We start from the raw sequence: 17,176 nt of genomic DNA on the forward strand, positions 1-17,176 counted from the left end.
CTGTATTTTTGTAAGTGTTCGTGATCGTTGTTCCGTCTACTTTTGTTTCGTAGCCATCAACTTTCACTTCACTTACTGTGTATTTGAACTCATTTCCTTGTCCATCGTACTTTGGTAGGTCTTTGAAGTTGAAACTCCAGTTTCCTTCTTTATCCGCTTTTACTTCTTGCTTGTTAATCTCTGTTCCATTTTGAAGCAATTGAACCGTAATACTTTCTGGGCGTGTGTTGAACTTATTGTTGTAGTCTTCCCAGACTTTCTTACCACTTAGTTCTGTTGTTTCTGTATTTTTGTAAGTGTTCGTGATCGTTGTTCCGTCTACTTTTGTTTCGTAGCCATCAACTTTCACTTCACTTACTGTGTATTTGAACTCGTTTCCTTGTCCATCGTACTTTGGTAGATCTTTGAAGTCGAAACTCCAGTTACCATTCTTATCAGCCTTCACTTCTTTCGTTTGGAACTCTGTTCCATTTTGAAGCAATTGTACTGTGATACTTTCTGGGCGTGTATTGAACTTATTGTTGTAGTCTTCCCAGACTTTTTTACCACTTAGTTCTGTTTTGTCCGTATTCTTGTAAGTATTCGTAATTGTTGTTCCGTCTACTTTTGTTTCATAGTCGTCAACTTTTACTTCATTTACTGTGTACTTGATTCCATTTCCTTGTCCATCATACTTTGGTAGATCTTTGAAGTCGAAACTCCAGTTACCATTCTTATCAGCCTTCACTTCTTTCGTTTGGAACTCGGTTCCATTTTGAAGCAATTGTACTGTGATACTTTCTGGGCGTGTACCAAACTTATTGTTGTAGTCTTCCCAGACCTTCTTACCACTTAGTTCTGTTTTGTCCGTATTCTTGTAAGTATTCGTAATTGTTGTTCCGTCTACTTTTGTTTCATAGTTGTCAACTTTTACTTCATTTACTGTGTACTTGATTTCATTTCCTTGTCCATCATACTTTGGTAGATCTTTAAAGTTGAAAGTCCAGTTGCCTTTTTCATCAGCTTTCACTTCTTTTGTTTGGAACTCGGTTCCATTTTGAAGCAATTGAACTGTGATACTTTCTGGGCGTGTACCAAACTTATTGTTGTAGTCTTCCCAGACCTTCTTACCACTTAGTTCTGTTTTGTCCGTATTCTTGTAAGTATTCGTAATTGTTGTTCCGTCTACTTTTGTTTCATAGTTGTCAACTTTTACTTCATTTACTGTGTACTTGATTTCATTTCCTTGTCCATCATACTTTGGTAGATCTTTAAAGTTGAAAGTCCAGTTGCCTTTTTCATCAGCTTTCACTTCTTTTGTTTGGAACTCGGTTCCATTTTGAAGCAATTGAACTGTGATACTTTCTGGGCGTGTACCAAACTTATTGTTATAGTCTTCCCAGACCTTCTTACCACTTAGTTCGGTTGTTTCTGTATTTTTGTAAGTGTTCGTGATTGTTGTTCCGTCTACTTTTGTTTCGTAGTCTTTCACTTTTACTTCACTTACTGTGTACGTGTACTCATTTCCTTGTCCATCGTACTTTGGTAGATCTTTGAAACTGAAAGTCCAGTTGCCTTCTTTATCAGCTTTCACTTCTTCTGTTTTAAATTCTGTTCCATTTTGAAGCAATTGAACTGTGATACTTTCTGGGCGTGTACCAAACTTGTTGTTGTAGTCTTCCCAGACTTTTTTACCACTTAGTTCTGTTGTTTCTGTATTTTTGTAAGTGTTCGTGATTGTTGTTCCGTCTACTTTTGTTTCGTAGTCTTTCACTTTTACTTCACTTACTGTGTACTTGATTTCATTTCCTTGTCCATCGTACTTTGGTAGATCTTTGAAGCTGAAAGTCCAGTTGCCTTCTTTATCAGCTTTCACTTCTTCTGTTTTAAATTCTGTTCCATTTTGAAGCAATTGAACTGTGATGCTTTCTGGGCGTGTACCAAACTTATTGTTGTAGTCTTCCCAGACTTTTTTACCACTTAGTTCTGTTGTTTCTGTATTTTTGTAAGTGTTCGTGATTGTTGTTCCGTCTACTTTTGTTTCGTAGTCTTTCACTTTTACTTCACTTACTGTGTACTTGATTTCATTTCCTTGTCCATCGTACTTTGGTAGATCTTTGAAGCTGAAAGTCCAGTTGCCTTCTTTATCAGCTTTCACTTCTTCTGTTTTAAATTCTGTTCCATTTTGAAGCAATTGAACTGTGATGCTTTCTGGGCGTGTACCAAACTTATTGTTGTTATCATTCCACATCTTTGTTCCTGAAACAGATGTAGTTTTCACTTTATTTGGAATATCCAGTTCGACTCCATTTTCATCATCTGATTTTATTTCAAACCCTACTTTTTTCTGAGGATCGAAATCAATATAGTCTGGAGCTGAAACCTCTTGTACATAATATTTACCTGGTGATAATGGAGGAGTTTCAACTATCCCTTTTTCATTTGTTTTATATTCGCCCCCAACTTGTTCACCAGACTCTTTATACAACTTAAACGAAACATTCGAAATTACTTTTTCTTTATTTCCTTCAATGTGCTTAACAATTTTTAGCTGTCCTTTTGGAACCTTGTTACCAGTAGCACCACCGCCAGCTGCCATATTTTCAACTGGATAACTACCCGATTCATGAACTGGTTCTTCGTTTAGAACTTGGTAATCAATCGTATAATCATTCTTAAAAAAATCTTGCGTCTTCCCAGCTTCCGTTATAGTAGATGTATAACCAATCGAAAAGGAGGCAAGACGTGCTTTATCCTTATTAAGCACAACTTTAAATGATTTGTCTCCGGTAAAGGTAATTGTTCCGTAACCTTGCCCTTCAAGCTCTTGTAGCGTTAAAGATCGACGACCTAAATCATCATCTACAATTATATAGAAACTATCCTTATTAAGCGTTTGACCTTCCTGTAAATTATCAGTCACAACAATATCACGACTTAAATCTTCTTTACCTAAGTTTATATTCAAAAACCAACGTACTTCATCGTCCTTACCTGAGTTCATATCACCAGTTTTATAAAAAAACGGTGGCTTTCCAGGATCTGTGCCACCACCACTACTTGGACCGGTAATTGTTACAGACTGCTTATCTACAGTTGTACCGAAATTGGTTTCAATCTCTTTCTTTTGATCCGTTCCTACATTAGTAGCTTCCACGAAAAAGTTTAAATACCCTTGAATATTTTCATATTTACTCACTTTATCATTAAATGTACATACCACAGTACCTGCAGTGACTTTACAAGTACCATATTCATCTAATGGAAACTCCCTATCTAATCCTTTTAATTCTGGAGGCAGTGTTAATGTTAGTGTGTCTCCAGACTTCAACCTAAGTCCATCTTTTTCACTGAAGTTTACAGTTACTTTAGTCCGTTCTGTGGTACTTAGATTTGTTTTACCAATCTGAAAACTATCCACAAGTCCTGCTGTGTTTAGTTCTTGTGCATTTGCTACTATAGGTAAAAGACTCTGGCCTATAGTAAACATAAAAATCATTATAATCGAAAAAATAGAAGTAATTCTTTTTAAATACATATTTTCCTCCCTATAAAATTAAAAATTTCTAGATTTTGGTGCAAACATACTATGACAAAGATACTAGGATTCAATGCCATTAAGCTATTTTACTTACATATGTTTGATAGCTATTATCATCTTTTTCAATTCTTCAATTCTTCTATTGCTTAGAGACTCGAAATTTGACCTTTATATAGATTCATCTAATTTCTCAGACATATCTAAACTATGCTATTTCTGGTCTATATTCTTTACAAAAAACAGCTACGGGAAAGAACAAACTTTAATAAAGGAATCCAAATTACAAATACACATGAACGGGCCATAGAACAACTTCAAAGTCAGGAGAAGACAATTCAACAAGCATTCACGATAAAAATCATGACAATCATTCGTCTTATTATGTCGTAGAGTTTCTGAAATTTCTTCATATCCCAAAGTGCAAACAATTGCTCAATACGTAAAAATTTCATTGCAGGCAAATATGCTTTTAGCAAACTTCCATCATTATCCTCGTAAAGAATAACAAGAAGTATAGCGTATAATCGAATTTAGCACCCCAGCCAAAGAAGGCTACGGCTGTGAAACATGCTAGAATACTCGTATTCTAAAGGATGTCATTGAAGAAATGTTCCAATATAAGCGCTATATGATAAAAAACGCTCCGGACGAAATATTGCTTGCCCATGAAGATAAAAGTCATATTCTCCAAATCTGAATACAGTGGAACGAATTTGGGGGTAAATAAAAAAGAGTTTAATTGGCAACTAATTTCATATGAATCGTGTAGAAATATAAAATTCAGCCTTTTCATTTTTGGAGTCTATAAATAAGTGTCGAGAAAAAGTAATTTACCTAATGGATCTATGGCTATATCGAAGAATTAAAATGAACTTATACATACATTTCACTTACTCGCTAAGAAGAGTTAGCTTTTCTAGGGTGATATTACATATTAAAATTAATATATTCATATATATATAAGTAGTGATGATGTTAAAATCGAGAGATTTATATCCTTTCATTATTTTTATCGAATCATGGAAACTTCAGTTGGACTATATATACTATTTTAGACATAAAATCCCTAGTTTCTTAGCTAGGTTGGAAATTTTCAAGATTAATTACTAATTGTGTATATACTTGGTCAGATAAAGTGTTAGTTTAGTATTCGGTATAGTTGTAACAACATTTTTTACAACGAACACATCATTTACTAGTAACGTTCCACCAACTAATACTACATGTATAGCTTTTTGATAATTTTACCCCCAACAACATATTATTCTAGAATTGTTCTAAAAAAGCAATAGTTAATTGGTGTTTTTCTATTTTCCTTTTATCACCACAACATATATTTGCCACATATATTTAGAGTAGAAAACTGAAACAAAAAAAGAGATAGCTTTGCCATCTCTTTTTTTTCCCAGCTTCCCCTCATCAAGTCGTACGTGAGGTTCTCTCCCATACGACTTTTCGACGGTCTGCTTTCTTTGTCATCTCATCAGTCTATAGACTGATGAGATGTTTTTATATCAACTTGTATATCGCTTTTAAACAAAAACAAGCATCTTTTCTTTTGTCTATTACATTTTTTCTGGTGCAGATACCCCTACGATTGCTAGTGCATTTTGAAGTGTAGTGCGTACTGCTTTCATTAACTCATAGCGAGCTTTACTTAATTCTAAGTTATCTTGGTTTAATACTTTTTCTGCATTGTAGAAGCTGTGCAATGCTGCTGCTAATTCAAATGCATAGCTTGTAATACGGTGTGGCAGGCGTTTTTGCGCTGCATCCGCAACTACAGCTGGGAATTCACCAAGTTTTTTCAGTAACTCCACTTCTTTCTCAGAAGTAACAAGTTTGTAATTCACGTCTCCGTCTGTAGCTAATCCTAACTCTTCACCTTGACGAAGGATACTGCATACGCGAGCATGAGCATATTGTGCATAGTATACTGGGTTTTCATTAGATTTTGAAACAGCTAAGTCCATATCAAAGTCTAAATGAGAATCACCGCTACGCATTGCGAAGAAGTAACGCATTGCGTCCACGCCTACTTCTTCCATAAGCTCACGAAGTGTAACTGCTTTACCTGTACGCTTACTCATCTTCATTTTTTCACCATTTTGGTACAGTTGTACCATTTGGATGATTTCTACTTCAAGTGTTTCTTTATCGTAACCTAGCGCTTGAATAGCAGCTTTCATACGAGGAATGTAACCATGGTGGTCAGCACCCCAAATGTTGATTAATTTATCGAAACCACGCTCTAACTTGTCACGGTGGTAAGCGATATCTGGCGTTAAGTATGTGTAAGAACCGTCGTTTTTAATTAATACACGGTTTTTATCGTCACCGTAAGTCATAGAACGGAACCAAGTTGCACCGCCTTCTTCAAAGATCTCGTCACGCTCTTTTAATACTGCAAGTGCAGCATCGATTTTTCCGTTTTTGTATAATGATGTTTCTGAGAACCATACATCGAATTTAACACGGAAGCTTTCTAAGTCTTTTTGAAGTTTTGCTAACTCATATTTCAAACCGTATTCACGGTAGAATTCATAGCTTTCTTTCGCATCAGCATTCGCGTAACGATCGCCAAACTCTTCAGCTAAACGTTTACCGATTCCAATGATGTCCGCGCCATGGTAACCGTCTTCTGGCATTTCTTTCTCTAAACCTAAAGCTTGCATGTAACGAGCTTCAACAGAAAGAGCTAAGTTATGAATTTGGTTACCAGCGTCATTAATGTAGTACTCACGAGATACATCGTATCCTGCTTTTGCTAATACGTTACATAAAGTGTCACCTACTGCCGCACCACGTGCATGTCCTAAGTGAAGATCACCTGTTGGATTCGCAGATACGAACTCAATTTGTACTTTTTCACCTTTACCAGTATTCGTTTCACCGTATGCTTCACCAGCGTTGACGATTGTTGGGATTAAGTCTGTTAAGTAGCTATTATCCATGTAGAAGTTAATGAAACCAGGACCAGCGATTTCAATTTTTTCAATAGAAGCTTTTGCTTTATCGAAGTTTGCAACTAATTCTTCTGCAATCATACGAGGTGCTTTTTTCGCAACGCGTGCAAGTTGCATTGCCATATTTGTAGAGAAGTCACCATTTGTTTTATCTTTTGGAGATTCTAATATAACGTTTGGAATCTGTTCTTCTGTTGCTAATTCTGCCTTTAATACAGCAGCTTGAATTTCTTCTTTAATTAATCCTTTTACTTGTTCTAAAGAATTCATTATTTTGCCTCCTTCAAATTAATTGTAATTGTATATCTGCCAGCTTCTTGTTCACTTAGAAGCAATGCGTACGTTAAGAAGAGTTGTCCTTTTTTCTTTTCATCCGACCATTTAAAAAGAACGTTATCAGTTTTCGTTTGCAATGTAAACGTACCAAGTTCACTCGTATACGTACCAGTTGTCCATTCACCTTTCACATGCGTCTGACGCATAGAAATAGCACCTGAACGCATAATGAGAACTTGTTCATCTTGAATTTTAATAATTGTTTTCACTTCGCCTTGTTCGTTCGGCTCTTGGAATGTTACATATGTACCTTGACCTTTTACATAGTATTGACCATTTGCTTCAAAAGCAACGGTTTCCTTCCTCGCCCCTTCACGGATTTCTGTTACGAAATGAACGTGTACTGGCAAGCCTGCAAGTTGTTTCTTCACGTCTTGCACACCTTTCAAATGTTATAGATATTAAATACTACTTATAATAAATCACTTTTCCTATCATATCAAAAAAAGACTCTGTCTGTCTGCTGAAAAATCAGGAAAACTCCTTTTCAAAAAATAATTCACCTTCACTTTATTTCATATGATAAAATATTTATAAAATCAAAATATTACATTAATTAAAGAGGTGAACCGAGTGCTACCAACAAAATTAAAAAAAGGTGATGAAATAAGGGTTATTTCACCATCTTGTAGTTTAAGTATTGTCTCAAATGAAAACAGAAATCTCGCTAGAAAAAGATTAACCGACATGGGCTTTCAAGTTACATTCTCAAAACATGCTGAAGAGATAGACCGATTCTCTTCCTCTTCTATTTCTTCACGCGTCCAAGACCTCCACGAAGCATTTAGAGACCCTAATGTAAAGGCCATTTTGACAACACTTGGCGGATACAACTCTAATGGTTTATTGAAATATCTCGATTACGATTTAATTCGTGAAAATCCAAAGTTTTTCTGTGGCTATTCTGATATTACTGCTTTAAATAACGCAATTTATACAAAAACAGGTCTTGTTACATATTCAGGTCCTCACTTCTCTTCATTTGGAATGGAGAAAGGTCTCGAGTATACAACCGATTACTTTCTAAAATGCTTAACTTCTAATGAGCCTATTGAAATCATGCCATCTGAAATGTGGAGCGATGACTCTTGGTATGTTGATCAAGAAAATCGAGAATTTATTAAAAATGAAGGATATGTTTCGATTCAAGAAGGAGAAGCGACAGGAGATATTATTGGCGGCAATATGAGTACTTTAAATTTACTGCAAGGTACACCATACATGCCGAACTTGCGAGATAAATTATTATTTCTTGAAGAAGATAGCCTAACTGGAAAAGCTACTCTTAAAACTTTTGATCGTTATTTACATTCCCTTATGCAGCAACAAGATTTTGAATATGTAAAAGGTATTATTATAGGAAGAATGCAAAAAGGAGCAGATTGTACAATCGAAGACATACAGGAAATGATTGTTTCAAAGCCTGAACTTGCGCATATCCCTATCATCGCAAACGCAAGTTTCGGACATACAACTCCCATTTTCACTTTCCCAATTGGGGGCACGGCAAAAATCATTTCGAGCAAAGAGAATACAGCTATCACTATTTTAACGCACTAAAAAGGAGCGAATGATTCGCTCCTTTTATGGTTTTTCTATCTTTTGCAGTGCCTTTTGCGGGATCGACTCTTTCGGGATTTCAGCCCATCCTTTTCCCTGCATACCTTTTGCATAAATTTTTATAAAAGCACCTGTATGCAATTCACGATTCATCATTCTTTTAATAACTTGTAACTTTCCGTCTTCTGTATACCCTTTAAATGTATACAAATATTCATCGTCTTTTTTCTCACCTTTATCTATAACTGCATAATAATCTTGTATTTCTTTATTTGAAAAGAAGTTATCTACAAAAGCATGCACACCTTCTGTTTTTGTGTTTAAATAATATGCTGTTCCCCCTAAAATAATAGCGAACACAGCTAAAACTTTAATTACCAATTTCATACACGTGCCTCCTGTTTGCACTTCTTTCTCGCTAACCATATGTCTATACCTGTATTATACGAAAAAAAGCAGACTATACTCTATCGAAATGCCTTACACTTCCCTTACATTATTGTAAGGATTTTTCACCTTACAGCAATTTCTGTGCAAAAAGTTTTTCCGTTTAACAAACTTTTATATTATTATTGAATGATACGAATTTTTATCCCGCTATTTGCGGGCAGTAAGACTCCCACCCCAAAATGCGGCGAATACGAGAAAGGTAAGTGGGAGATAAATGCCCGTAAATGCCCGATTGGTGAAGGCTAATAATCAACAGGAACGGACAACCCCCCCACTGATTAAAGTTTCACTTTATTACAAAAATCAAAGGAGACAGTTTTCAAATGGCTATCTTGCAAGGTTTAGCACTATTACTTGTTGTACTCTGTCTATTTACACTTTTTAGTTACCGTGCTCCTTACGGAATGAAAGCAATGGGTGCTTTAGCTAATGCAGCAATCGCAAGTTTTCTTGTTGAAGCATTTCACCGTTATATCGGTGGGGAAATGTTTCATAATGACTTTTTACAATCAGTAGGAGAAGCTTCTGGTAGTATGAGTGGTGTCGCAGCGGCAATTTTAGTCGCACTAGCAATTGGCGTTTCACCCGTATACGCTGTTTTAATCGGTATCGCTACTAGTGGATTCGGTATTTTACCAGGATTTTTCGCTGGATACATTTGTGCATTCATCGTGAAATTTCTCGAAAAGAAACTACCAGCTGGTGTAGAATTTTTAGCAATTTTATTTATTGCCGCACCAATCTCACGCGGAATGGCCATGCTTATGGATCCGCTCGTTAACGCAACACTCGGTAAAATCGGTTCTATGATTTCAGTTGCAACTACAGAAAGTCCTATCATTATGGGCATTATGCTTGGTGGATTGATTACAGTTATTTCTACCTCCCCATTAAGTTCTATGGCACTAACTGCCATGCTTGGATTAACAGGTTTACCAATGGCAATTGGTAGTCTTGCCGTAGCAGCTTCAGCCCCAATGAACTTTATTTTCTTTAAACGACTAAAAATTTGTTCAAAGAAAGATACAATTGCTGTAGCAATCGAGCCTTTAACACAAGCCGATGTAGTCTCAGCAAATCCAATTCCAATTTATATGACCAACTTCGTTGGCGGTGCACTTGCTGGTATTATTACATCGCTATTCCAGCTCGTTAATAATGCACCAGGGACCGCATCACCAATTCCAGGACTTCTTGTCTTATTCGGATTTAATGACGTTATAAAAGTAACGATCGCTGCTGTACTATGTGGAATCGTTACTACTATTGTCGGATACGTTGGATCAATTGTATTCCGCAAATATCCAATCCGCTCCGCTGATGAAATTCGCGGAATTAATTCGGAAGAGAACGTGGCATAAGAAAAAGAGTTATTCTCATCGTTTGAGAATAACTCTTTTTTTCATGAGCCGCCATGGTAAATGAAATTATATCAACGGTTTTTTAATATATCGACTTACCGACACATAACGAAAAAATAAGGGCCCCTATTCATGTAGGAGGCCCTTATTTTATCCAGTTACGGCAGCTAGAATCTCCGGCCATTTCACACTCTCGGTCGAGCGTTCCAATGACCTGCGATTCTGAGCGAGCCGCTTCCGCTTTTATTTCACCCAACCGAGCAGCATTTCCCGCACGAATTTGCTTGCTGCGACTGGTGTTTGGTCACTATGGTCGTAGACTGGAGCTACTTCTACTAGGTCTGCTCCAACTACATTTATATTTGAATTTGCAATTGCCACGATGGAATCTAATAATTCTTTAGATGTGATACCTCCAGCTTCTAACGTTCCTGTTCCTGGTGCGTGAGCTGGGTCTAATACGTCAATGTCGATTGTGACATAGACTGGGCGTCCTGCAAGTTTCGGTAATACTTCTTTTAACGGTTCTAGTACGTCAAATTTGTATAAATTCATACCTACTTCTTTTGCCCATTCAAATTCTTCCTTCATTCCAGAACGAATTCCGAAAGAATATACGTTTTCCGGACCAATTAAATCACACACTTTACGAATTGGTGTAGAGTGGGATAAAGGCTCCCCTTCATACGATTCACGTAAATCAGTATGAGCATCCATGTGGATGATCGCTAAATCCGGATATTTTTTTGCCATTGCCTTAAAAATTGGCCAAGACACTAAGTGCTCACCGCCGAGACCTAGTGGAAACTTACCGGCATCTAAAAGTTTTGTTACATACTCTTCAATCATGTCTAAGCTGCGTTGTGCGTTTCCGAATGGTAATGGGATATCACCCGCATCAAAATATTTTACCTCTTCTAGTTCACGATCTAAATATGGACTATATTCTTCAAGACCGATTGATACTTCACGAATACGTGCAGGGCCAAAGCGGGATCCTGGACGGTAACTTACTGTCCAATCCATAGGCATCCCGTAAATAACTACCTTTGACTCTTCAAAACTTGGATGACTTTTAATAAATACTTTACCTGAATAAGCTTCATCAAAACGCATATTCTTTTCCTCCTTATGTGGAACTTAAGGTATCCCAACCTTTCATATTTCTCAAATTTGGAGCGCACTGCTCCTCTTTCTCGATTTACCGGGGTCTTCTGTTTCATAACAAGAAGACGATTTTCTTTACAGAAGTGTAAATAGCTAGCATGTTCAAGTCTTCTGGACAAACACCTTAAATGAGCTATTTACACTTTATTTGTTAAAATTCGATTTTCTTACTTAATTAAATCGCCAACAAATTTCGGTAATGCGAATGCTGCATTGTGCAATTCTTTTGTGTAGTATTTCGTTTCAATTTCGTGGAAACGCTCTTCACTTACTTCTAGTGGATCATATTTTTTAGATCCGATTGTGAATGTCCAAAGACCACTTGGGTATGTTGGAATGTTTGCTGTGTATAAACGAGTAATTGGGAAAATCTCTTTTACATCTTTAAACACAGTCGTAATTAATTCTGGTGTGAACCAAGGGTTGTCCGTTTGCGCAACGAAAATACCGTCTTCTTTTAACGCTTTAGAGATTCCAGCGTAGAAACCTTTCGTAAATAAGTTTACTGCTGGTCCTACTGGCTCAGTAGAATCTACCATAATTACGTCATATTCATTTTCGCTTTCCGCGATGTGTAGGAAACCGTCTCCTACTTTCACTTCTACACGCTCATTGTCTAATGCGCCTGCAATTGATGGTAAGTACTGTTTAGAGTACTCAATTACTTTCCCATCAATCTCAACAAGAGTTGCTTTCTTTACGCTTGGGTGTTTTAACACTTCACGAATAACACCGCCATCACCACCACCTACAACTAAAACGTTTTCAGGGTTTGGATGTGTAAATAAAGGTACGTGCGCTACCATTTCATGATAAACGAACTCGTCTTTTTCTGTCGTCATAACCATGCCGTCTAAAATAAGCATGTTTCCGAACTCTTCCGTTTCAACCATATCAAGTTTTTGGAATTCTGTTTGCTCCGTATGTAATGTGCGGTTAATACGCGCCGTAATTCCAAAATGTTTTGTTTGTTTTTCAGTGAACCATAGTTCCATCGTACAATCACGCCTTTCAATGCAAATTTATAATAGGGACATCATTAATGTCCCCTAACAAAAATAAAACAAAACATCCAAAAAGTATAGTTAAAAGTATAAAAATACCGAAAATATATTTTAGTCAGAGCGTTCTAACATATATGTGAACAGTGTTTGCTCTGTAATAGGAAAGAAAACCCTTTCCTAAGAAAGGGCCTTCGTCTCTATTTCTACCGGTTTACGAATTGGGATTAAAATCATAATACAACCAACTAATACAACAATTCCACCGACTAAAAACGGGCTTTGTGGCGAAACTGTGTGCCCGATAATTCCTGATAAAATGGGAGCAATCGCGCCTCCTAACCAACGAACGAAGTTATAAACACCTGATGTAATAGATCTTTCATAAGGTGAAATATCCATTACATAACTTGTAAATAACGCGTTATTTAATCCTGATGCTAATCCAGATAGAACGATTAACACGATTTGTAACCACATAATTTTCACGAAGAATAGCGCAATTAATAACATCGCAAATACGATTAAACTACCCTTTAATACTGTTTTCGGTTCATATTTACCTTCTAGCTTATGCGCTAAAATTGCTGATCCGTAAGCTAGCGCTAATCCCCATCCACAAAATACAAAACCTAATTGAATGGCAGATAAATGCATAATAAGTGGTGAATATGCTAAAACAACGAAAAATCCATAGTAATATAACATCCCTGAAATGGCACCTTGCATAAATGGTTTATACTTCACCAAGTTAAGTAATTCTCCCATGCCAGCTGCTTTACGCTTCACTTTTCGCTCTGGTTCTTTTACAAAAAAGAAAACTAAAATAAATGCTAAGAAAATTAAAATACTCGTTGCGAAAAATGGGTAACGCCAAGAATGTCCACCTAATATACCACCTAATAACGGTCCGCCTGCCATCCCTAAACCGATAGCTGCTTCATATAATCCTACTGCTTCATGAACTTCTTTACTTAATGCAATTAATAATGTCATCGCCGTTGCGAAGAACATCGCATTTCCTAATCCCCACCCTGCGCGGAAAATAGATAATTGAGCAATCGTTTGCGACATACCGCATATAAAAGCAAATACAGTTACAATCGCAAGACCAATTGTCATCATTCGTTTATCACCAAATCTCGATGCAAATATTCCAGCTGGTAACATCATAATTGCCATCGTTAAAATATATGCTGTAAATAGCATCTCGACTTGCCAATGTGTTGCACCAATTTGTTCAGCAATACTTGGTAAAATCGGATCGACTACCCCTATACCAGAAAAGGCAAGGAAGGTAGCGATCACTGTAATCAATCTCCCTAATTTTTGTTTGCTCTCCATTTTGATTACTCTCCTTTTGTACTATCTAAAAATGTCACTGCACGATGTAAGCTATCCTCGAGCTCCGCCTTAACGCGCTGCATTTGCTCCATTTTCTCGTCTAACGTTTGCACTTGTTTTGCAAGCATCTCTTTAATTTCTTGAATCACTTCGCGGTCACGGGGGTTCTCGCTATTTCTTCTTTGCTCCATTCTTTCTTTTAACGATAAGAACTGTTGCATTTCTTGAAGCGTAATTCCTAGCACTTCTTTCGCTTCCACAATTCTTTTAATTTTTACAATGTCCTCGTCAGTATACAGACGAATGTTCCCCTCACTACGTTCTGGGGGATGAATTAAACCAATTTCCTCATAATAACGAAGTGTACGCTTTGTTAAACCAACTTGCTTTGTTACTTCATCGATTTTATACATGTTTATTCCTCCCTTCACTCAACTGTTACATTTTACGTTAACGTTAACTTTTATGCAACTGTTAGACTTTTGTAAATACTTTTCCCATTCAATTGTATTTTTTCCCAAGCAGTTTCATAATGAAAAAAAAGAGATGATAAGGAGAATCTAACATGAGTAAACCACTTATTTTCGCTCACCGCGGAGTAAAAGGAACACACCCCGAAAATACGATGATCGCCTTCCAAGAAGCTGAACGCATTGGTGCTCACGGAATTGAGCTTGATGTTCATCTATCAAAAGATGGTGAACTAGTTGTTATTCATGACGAAACAGTGGATCGCACAACAAATGGCGCGGGACTCGTTTCCGAGAAAACTGTAGAAGAATTACAAACTTTAGATGCCGGTAGCTTTAAAGATCCTTCTTTCCATGAAGCAAAAATCCCAACGTTACGAGAAGTATTTATTTGGCTCTCTACAACAAATTTACAACTTAACATTGAACTAAAAACAGATGTGATTCACTATCCAACTATCGAAGAAAAAGTCGTTGCTCTTGTTCGCGAATATCATCTATCTAATCAAATTATATTCTCATCATTTAACCACGACTCCGTTTCATTATTAGCAGAAATTGCTCCAGAAATTCCAAGAGCAATTTTGTACGATACACCACTTGCAGATTCTATTGCTGAAGCAAAAAAACGAGAAGCAACTGGATTACACCCAAACTTTCAATTATTAACAAAAGAGTTTGTCCAATTAGCACAGGGGCAAGGATACATTTTTCGCCCTTACACCATTAATGAATACAAAGATTTACAAACTATGATTGATTATGGCGTAGACGTCATTATTACCGATTGGCCAGCACGTGCCTTTGAGCTCCTTTCTTAATGGAAGGGGCTTTTTTATTTTCGAAATTTCATTGTTTAAAATAACTCAAAACCCTCAATACTAATACAATAACGCTTGTATTAATGAGGGGCTGAAAAAAGATGGATCAAACTATGAATCCAAAACTTAAAAAATATAAACGTCTTTTCTTCACCGCAATGTTTTCTTGCGTCCTTTTCTTCGTTTTTTCCTTTTTTGTTATTCTTATGGTTGCAAAAATTATGGGACCTCCTCCTGTTGCGGTCCCGCAAACAAGCGTCTTTTACGCGAACGATGATGCCGTTATTGGACAAAGTAACGAAGTACAAAAACGTTACAATGTCTCTCTTAATGAAATTTCTCCTTATGTAAAAGAAGCGACACTTTCTATTGAAGATCAAAGGTTCTATAAACACCATGGCTTCGATATGAAACGTATTGCAGGTGCAATTATTACTGATTTAAAAGCGATGGCAAAAGTACAAGGAGCTAGTACGATTACACAACAATACGCACGTAATCTATATTTAGATCATGATAAAACGTGGAAACGGAAACTATTAGAGGCAATGTACACTGTCCGCCTTGAAGTGAATTATAATAAAAATCATATTTTAGAAGGATATTTAAATACAATTTATTACGGACATGGCGCTTACGGCATTGAAGCTGCATCCCGTCTATATTTTGATAAAACAGCAAAAGAATTAACATTAGCAGAAGCGAGTATGCTCGCAGGTATCCCGAAAGGACCAAGCGTCTACTCTCCCTTCTTAAAAGAAGAACGTGCGAAAGGAAGACAATCTCTCATATTAGATGAAATGGTAGAACAGGGATTTATTACAAAACAGCAAGCAGCTTCAGCAAAAAAAGAACAGCTGACCCTCGCCTCATTAGATACGAAAAAAGTGGCAGAGGTTGCACCTTATTTCCAAGATGCTGTACAGGCCTCTCTTCTTCGTGATATCGGATTAGATGAGCAAGCTTTACAGCGAGGTGGCTTGCGTATTTATACAACGCTAGATCCTAAATTACAAGCTGTAGCTGAGCAAGCTGTAAAAGACCATATTCCTGACACAACAAACATACAAACTGCTCTCGTCTCCATGAATCCAAAAACGGGTGAAGTGGCTGCTCTTGTAGGCGGAACCGATTATAATACGAGTCAATTTAACAGGGCTACACAAGCCGCTCGTCAGCCTGGTTCTACATTTAAGCCATTTCTATATTATGCAGCTTTAGAACGAGGTTTCACGCCTACTACGCGCTTAAAAAGCGAATACACTGTGTTCACTTTGGGCGATGGCGTATCAAAGTATAAACCGAAAAATTATAAAAATTATTATGCAGATGATTTTGTCACGATGGCACAAGCCCTTGCAGTCTCTGATAATGTATATGCTGTGAAAACGAATTTATTTTTAGGCGAAGACATTCTTACAAAAACAGCGAAACAATTTGGTATTACTAGCGCATTAAAAGATGTTCCGTCTCTTGCTCTCGGCACATCTCCTGTAAAACCAATTGAAATGGTCAATGCTTATAGCATGTTTGCAAACGGTGGAAAAGAAGTAAAACCTATTTTCATTCGCCGTATTATGGATCACGAAGGGAATGTGTTATACGATGCTCATTTGGAGAGTAAACAAATTCTCGACAAGAGCAAAGCGTTTGTGATGGAAGAAATGATGACTGGCATGTTTAATAAAAAACTAAGCAGTTATGCCGCTGTAACCGGGCAATCGATGTTATCCAAACTATCAAGAGAATACGCCGGGAAATCTGGTTCTACTGAAACGGATAGTTGGATGATTGGGTTTACCCCGCAAATTGTAACTGGTGTATGGATTGGATACGATCAACCTAAATCGATCTCAAACGTAGCAGAACAAGGATATGCGAAAAAAATATGGACCGATACGATGGAAAAAGGCTTAGAGGGACAACCTAAAAAAGAATTTAAACAACCAAGTGATGTCGTTGCAGTCAATATTAACCCTGAAAATGGAAAAATTGCTACAAAAAATTGCCCAATTTCAGTTAAAATGTATTTCGCAAAAGGCACCGAGCCGACTGAATATTGTATGGATCACGTCGACGATAAAGAAGAATTTGAAAAAACTACTGAAGAAAAGAAGAAAACAAGTTGGTGGAAAAAATATCTTCCTTGGTAAAAGCGAGGCTATTCCAAAATAAAAAGG

General features: G+C 36.9%; 12 protein-coding genes. 4 read left to right on the forward strand and 8 right to left on the reverse strand.

Going from position 1 to position 17,176, the window contains the following annotated elements; translation table 11 throughout:
• The 3 genes from MR065_RS21785 to MR065_RS21795 all read right to left on the reverse strand — a co-directional run.
• A partial coding sequence (locus MR065_RS21785) for a Cna B-type domain-containing protein (protein ID WP_242215043.1) occupies positions 1-3,517 on the reverse strand: 3,517 nt, incomplete at its 3' end.
• Positions 3,518-5,085: 1,568 nt separating this feature from the next.
• Positions 5,086-6,756 carry an arginine--tRNA ligase gene (gene argS / locus MR065_RS21790; RefSeq protein ID WP_242215044.1) on the reverse strand — a complete coding sequence of 557 codons (1,671 nt, stop codon included), beginning with the start codon at positions 6,754-6,756 and terminating at the stop codon, positions 5,086-5,088.
• The gene (locus MR065_RS21795) at positions 6,756-7,193 is read right to left on the reverse strand and encodes a YwiB family protein (RefSeq protein WP_242215045.1); all 438 of its coding nucleotides are present in this window, start codon (positions 7,191-7,193) and stop codon (positions 6,756-6,758) included. The genes argS and MR065_RS21795 overlap by 1 nt, the downstream gene beginning before the upstream one ends.
• A gap of 202 nt (positions 7,194-7,395) precedes the next feature.
• Here MR065_RS21795 and MR065_RS21800 point away from each other — a divergent pair, with 202 nt between their 5' ends.
• Positions 7,396-8,382, forward strand: coding sequence for a S66 family peptidase (locus MR065_RS21800; RefSeq protein WP_242215046.1), 987 nt, complete (start codon positions 7,396-7,398; stop codon positions 8,380-8,382).
• Positions 8,383-8,406: 24 nt separating this feature from the next.
• Here MR065_RS21800 and MR065_RS21805 read toward each other — a convergent pair whose 3' ends face one another.
• Positions 8,407-8,769, reverse strand: a complete 363-nt coding sequence (locus tag MR065_RS21805) for a YxeA family protein (RefSeq protein WP_097902432.1) — start codon at positions 8,767-8,769, stop codon at positions 8,407-8,409.
• 386 nt (positions 8,770-9,155) lie between these two features.
• Between MR065_RS21805 and MR065_RS21810 the strand changes: the two genes are divergently transcribed.
• A complete protein-coding gene (locus MR065_RS21810) occupies positions 9,156-10,193 on the forward strand; it encodes a PTS sugar transporter subunit IIC (RefSeq protein WP_097902433.1) in 1,038 nt (345 codons plus the stop codon).
• A 243-nt stretch (positions 10,194-10,436) separates the two neighbouring features.
• Here the strand turns inward: MR065_RS21810 and speB are convergent, their stop codons facing one another.
• The 4 genes from speB to MR065_RS21830 all read right to left on the reverse strand — a co-directional run bounded on the left by speB (position 10,437) and on the right by MR065_RS21830 (position 14,118).
• Complete coding sequence (speB, locus tag MR065_RS21815) at positions 10,437-11,309, reverse strand: agmatinase (RefSeq protein ID WP_098989533.1); 873 nt, start codon at positions 11,307-11,309, stop codon at positions 10,437-10,439.
• 218 nt (positions 11,310-11,527) lie between these two features.
• Positions 11,528-12,355: a polyamine aminopropyltransferase gene (speE, locus tag MR065_RS21820; RefSeq protein ID WP_046955494.1), complete on the reverse strand. Its 828-nt coding sequence runs from the start codon at positions 12,353-12,355 to the stop codon at positions 11,528-11,530.
• A gap of 186 nt (positions 12,356-12,541) precedes the next feature.
• On the reverse strand, positions 12,542-13,705 hold the full coding sequence (locus MR065_RS21825) for an MFS transporter (RefSeq protein WP_242215047.1): 1,164 nt from the start codon (positions 13,703-13,705) through the stop codon (positions 12,542-12,544).
• Positions 13,706-13,710: 5 nt separating this feature from the next.
• Positions 13,711-14,118 carry a MerR family transcriptional regulator gene (locus MR065_RS21830; protein WP_242215048.1) on the reverse strand — a complete coding sequence of 136 codons (408 nt, stop codon included), beginning with the start codon at positions 14,116-14,118 and terminating at the stop codon, positions 13,711-13,713.
• 152 nt (positions 14,119-14,270) lie between these two features.
• On the opposite strand from MR065_RS21830, the gene MR065_RS21835 reads away from it, so the two are divergent.
• Together MR065_RS21835 and MR065_RS21840 are read left to right on the forward strand one after the other, a co-directional pair.
• The gene (locus MR065_RS21835) at positions 14,271-14,996 is read left to right on the forward strand and encodes a glycerophosphodiester phosphodiesterase (RefSeq protein WP_242215049.1); all 726 of its coding nucleotides are present in this window, start codon (positions 14,271-14,273) and stop codon (positions 14,994-14,996) included.
• 101 nt (positions 14,997-15,097) lie between these two features.
• Positions 15,098-17,149: a transglycosylase domain-containing protein gene (locus MR065_RS21840; RefSeq protein WP_242215050.1), complete on the forward strand. Its 2,052-nt coding sequence runs from the start codon at positions 15,098-15,100 to the stop codon at positions 17,147-17,149.
• Positions 17,150-17,176: the final 27 nt, after the last annotated feature.

This window comes from Bacillus cereus group sp. BfR-BA-01383, from assembly GCF_022663495.1.
Classification (GTDB): domain Bacteria; phylum Bacillota; class Bacilli; order Bacillales; family Bacillaceae_G; genus Bacillus_A; species Bacillus_A cereus_AU.

What these genes read in the sequence shown, in the direction of transcription:
- MR065_RS21810 (WP_097902433.1), top strand. Translation starts at nt 9,156, where the DNA reads ATGGCTATCTTGCAAGGTTTAGCACTATTACTTGTTGTACTCTGTCTA.
- argS (WP_242215044.1), bottom strand. Translation starts at nt 6,756, where the DNA reads ATGAATTCTTTAGAACAAGTAAAAGGATTAATTAAAGAAGAAATTCAA.
- MR065_RS21835 (WP_242215049.1), top strand. Translation starts at nt 14,271, where the DNA reads ATGAGTAAACCACTTATTTTCGCTCACCGCGGAGTAAAAGGAACACAC.
- MR065_RS21825 (WP_242215047.1), bottom strand. Translation starts at nt 13,705, where the DNA reads ATGGAGAGCAAACAAAAATTAGGGAGATTGATTACAGTGATCGCTACC.
- MR065_RS21830 (WP_242215048.1), bottom strand. Translation starts at nt 14,118, where the DNA reads ATGTATAAAATCGATGAAGTAACAAAGCAAGTTGGTTTAACAAAGCGT.
- speE (WP_046955494.1), bottom strand. Translation starts at nt 12,355, where the DNA reads ATGGAACTATGGTTCACTGAAAAACAAACAAAACATTTTGGAATTACG.
- speB (WP_098989533.1), bottom strand. Translation starts at nt 11,309, where the DNA reads ATGCGTTTTGATGAAGCTTATTCAGGTAAAGTATTTATTAAAAGTCAT.
- MR065_RS21805 (WP_097902432.1), bottom strand. Translation starts at nt 8,769, where the DNA reads ATGAAATTGGTAATTAAAGTTTTAGCTGTGTTCGCTATTATTTTAGGG.
- MR065_RS21840 (WP_242215050.1), top strand. Translation starts at nt 15,098, where the DNA reads ATGGATCAAACTATGAATCCAAAACTTAAAAAATATAAACGTCTTTTC.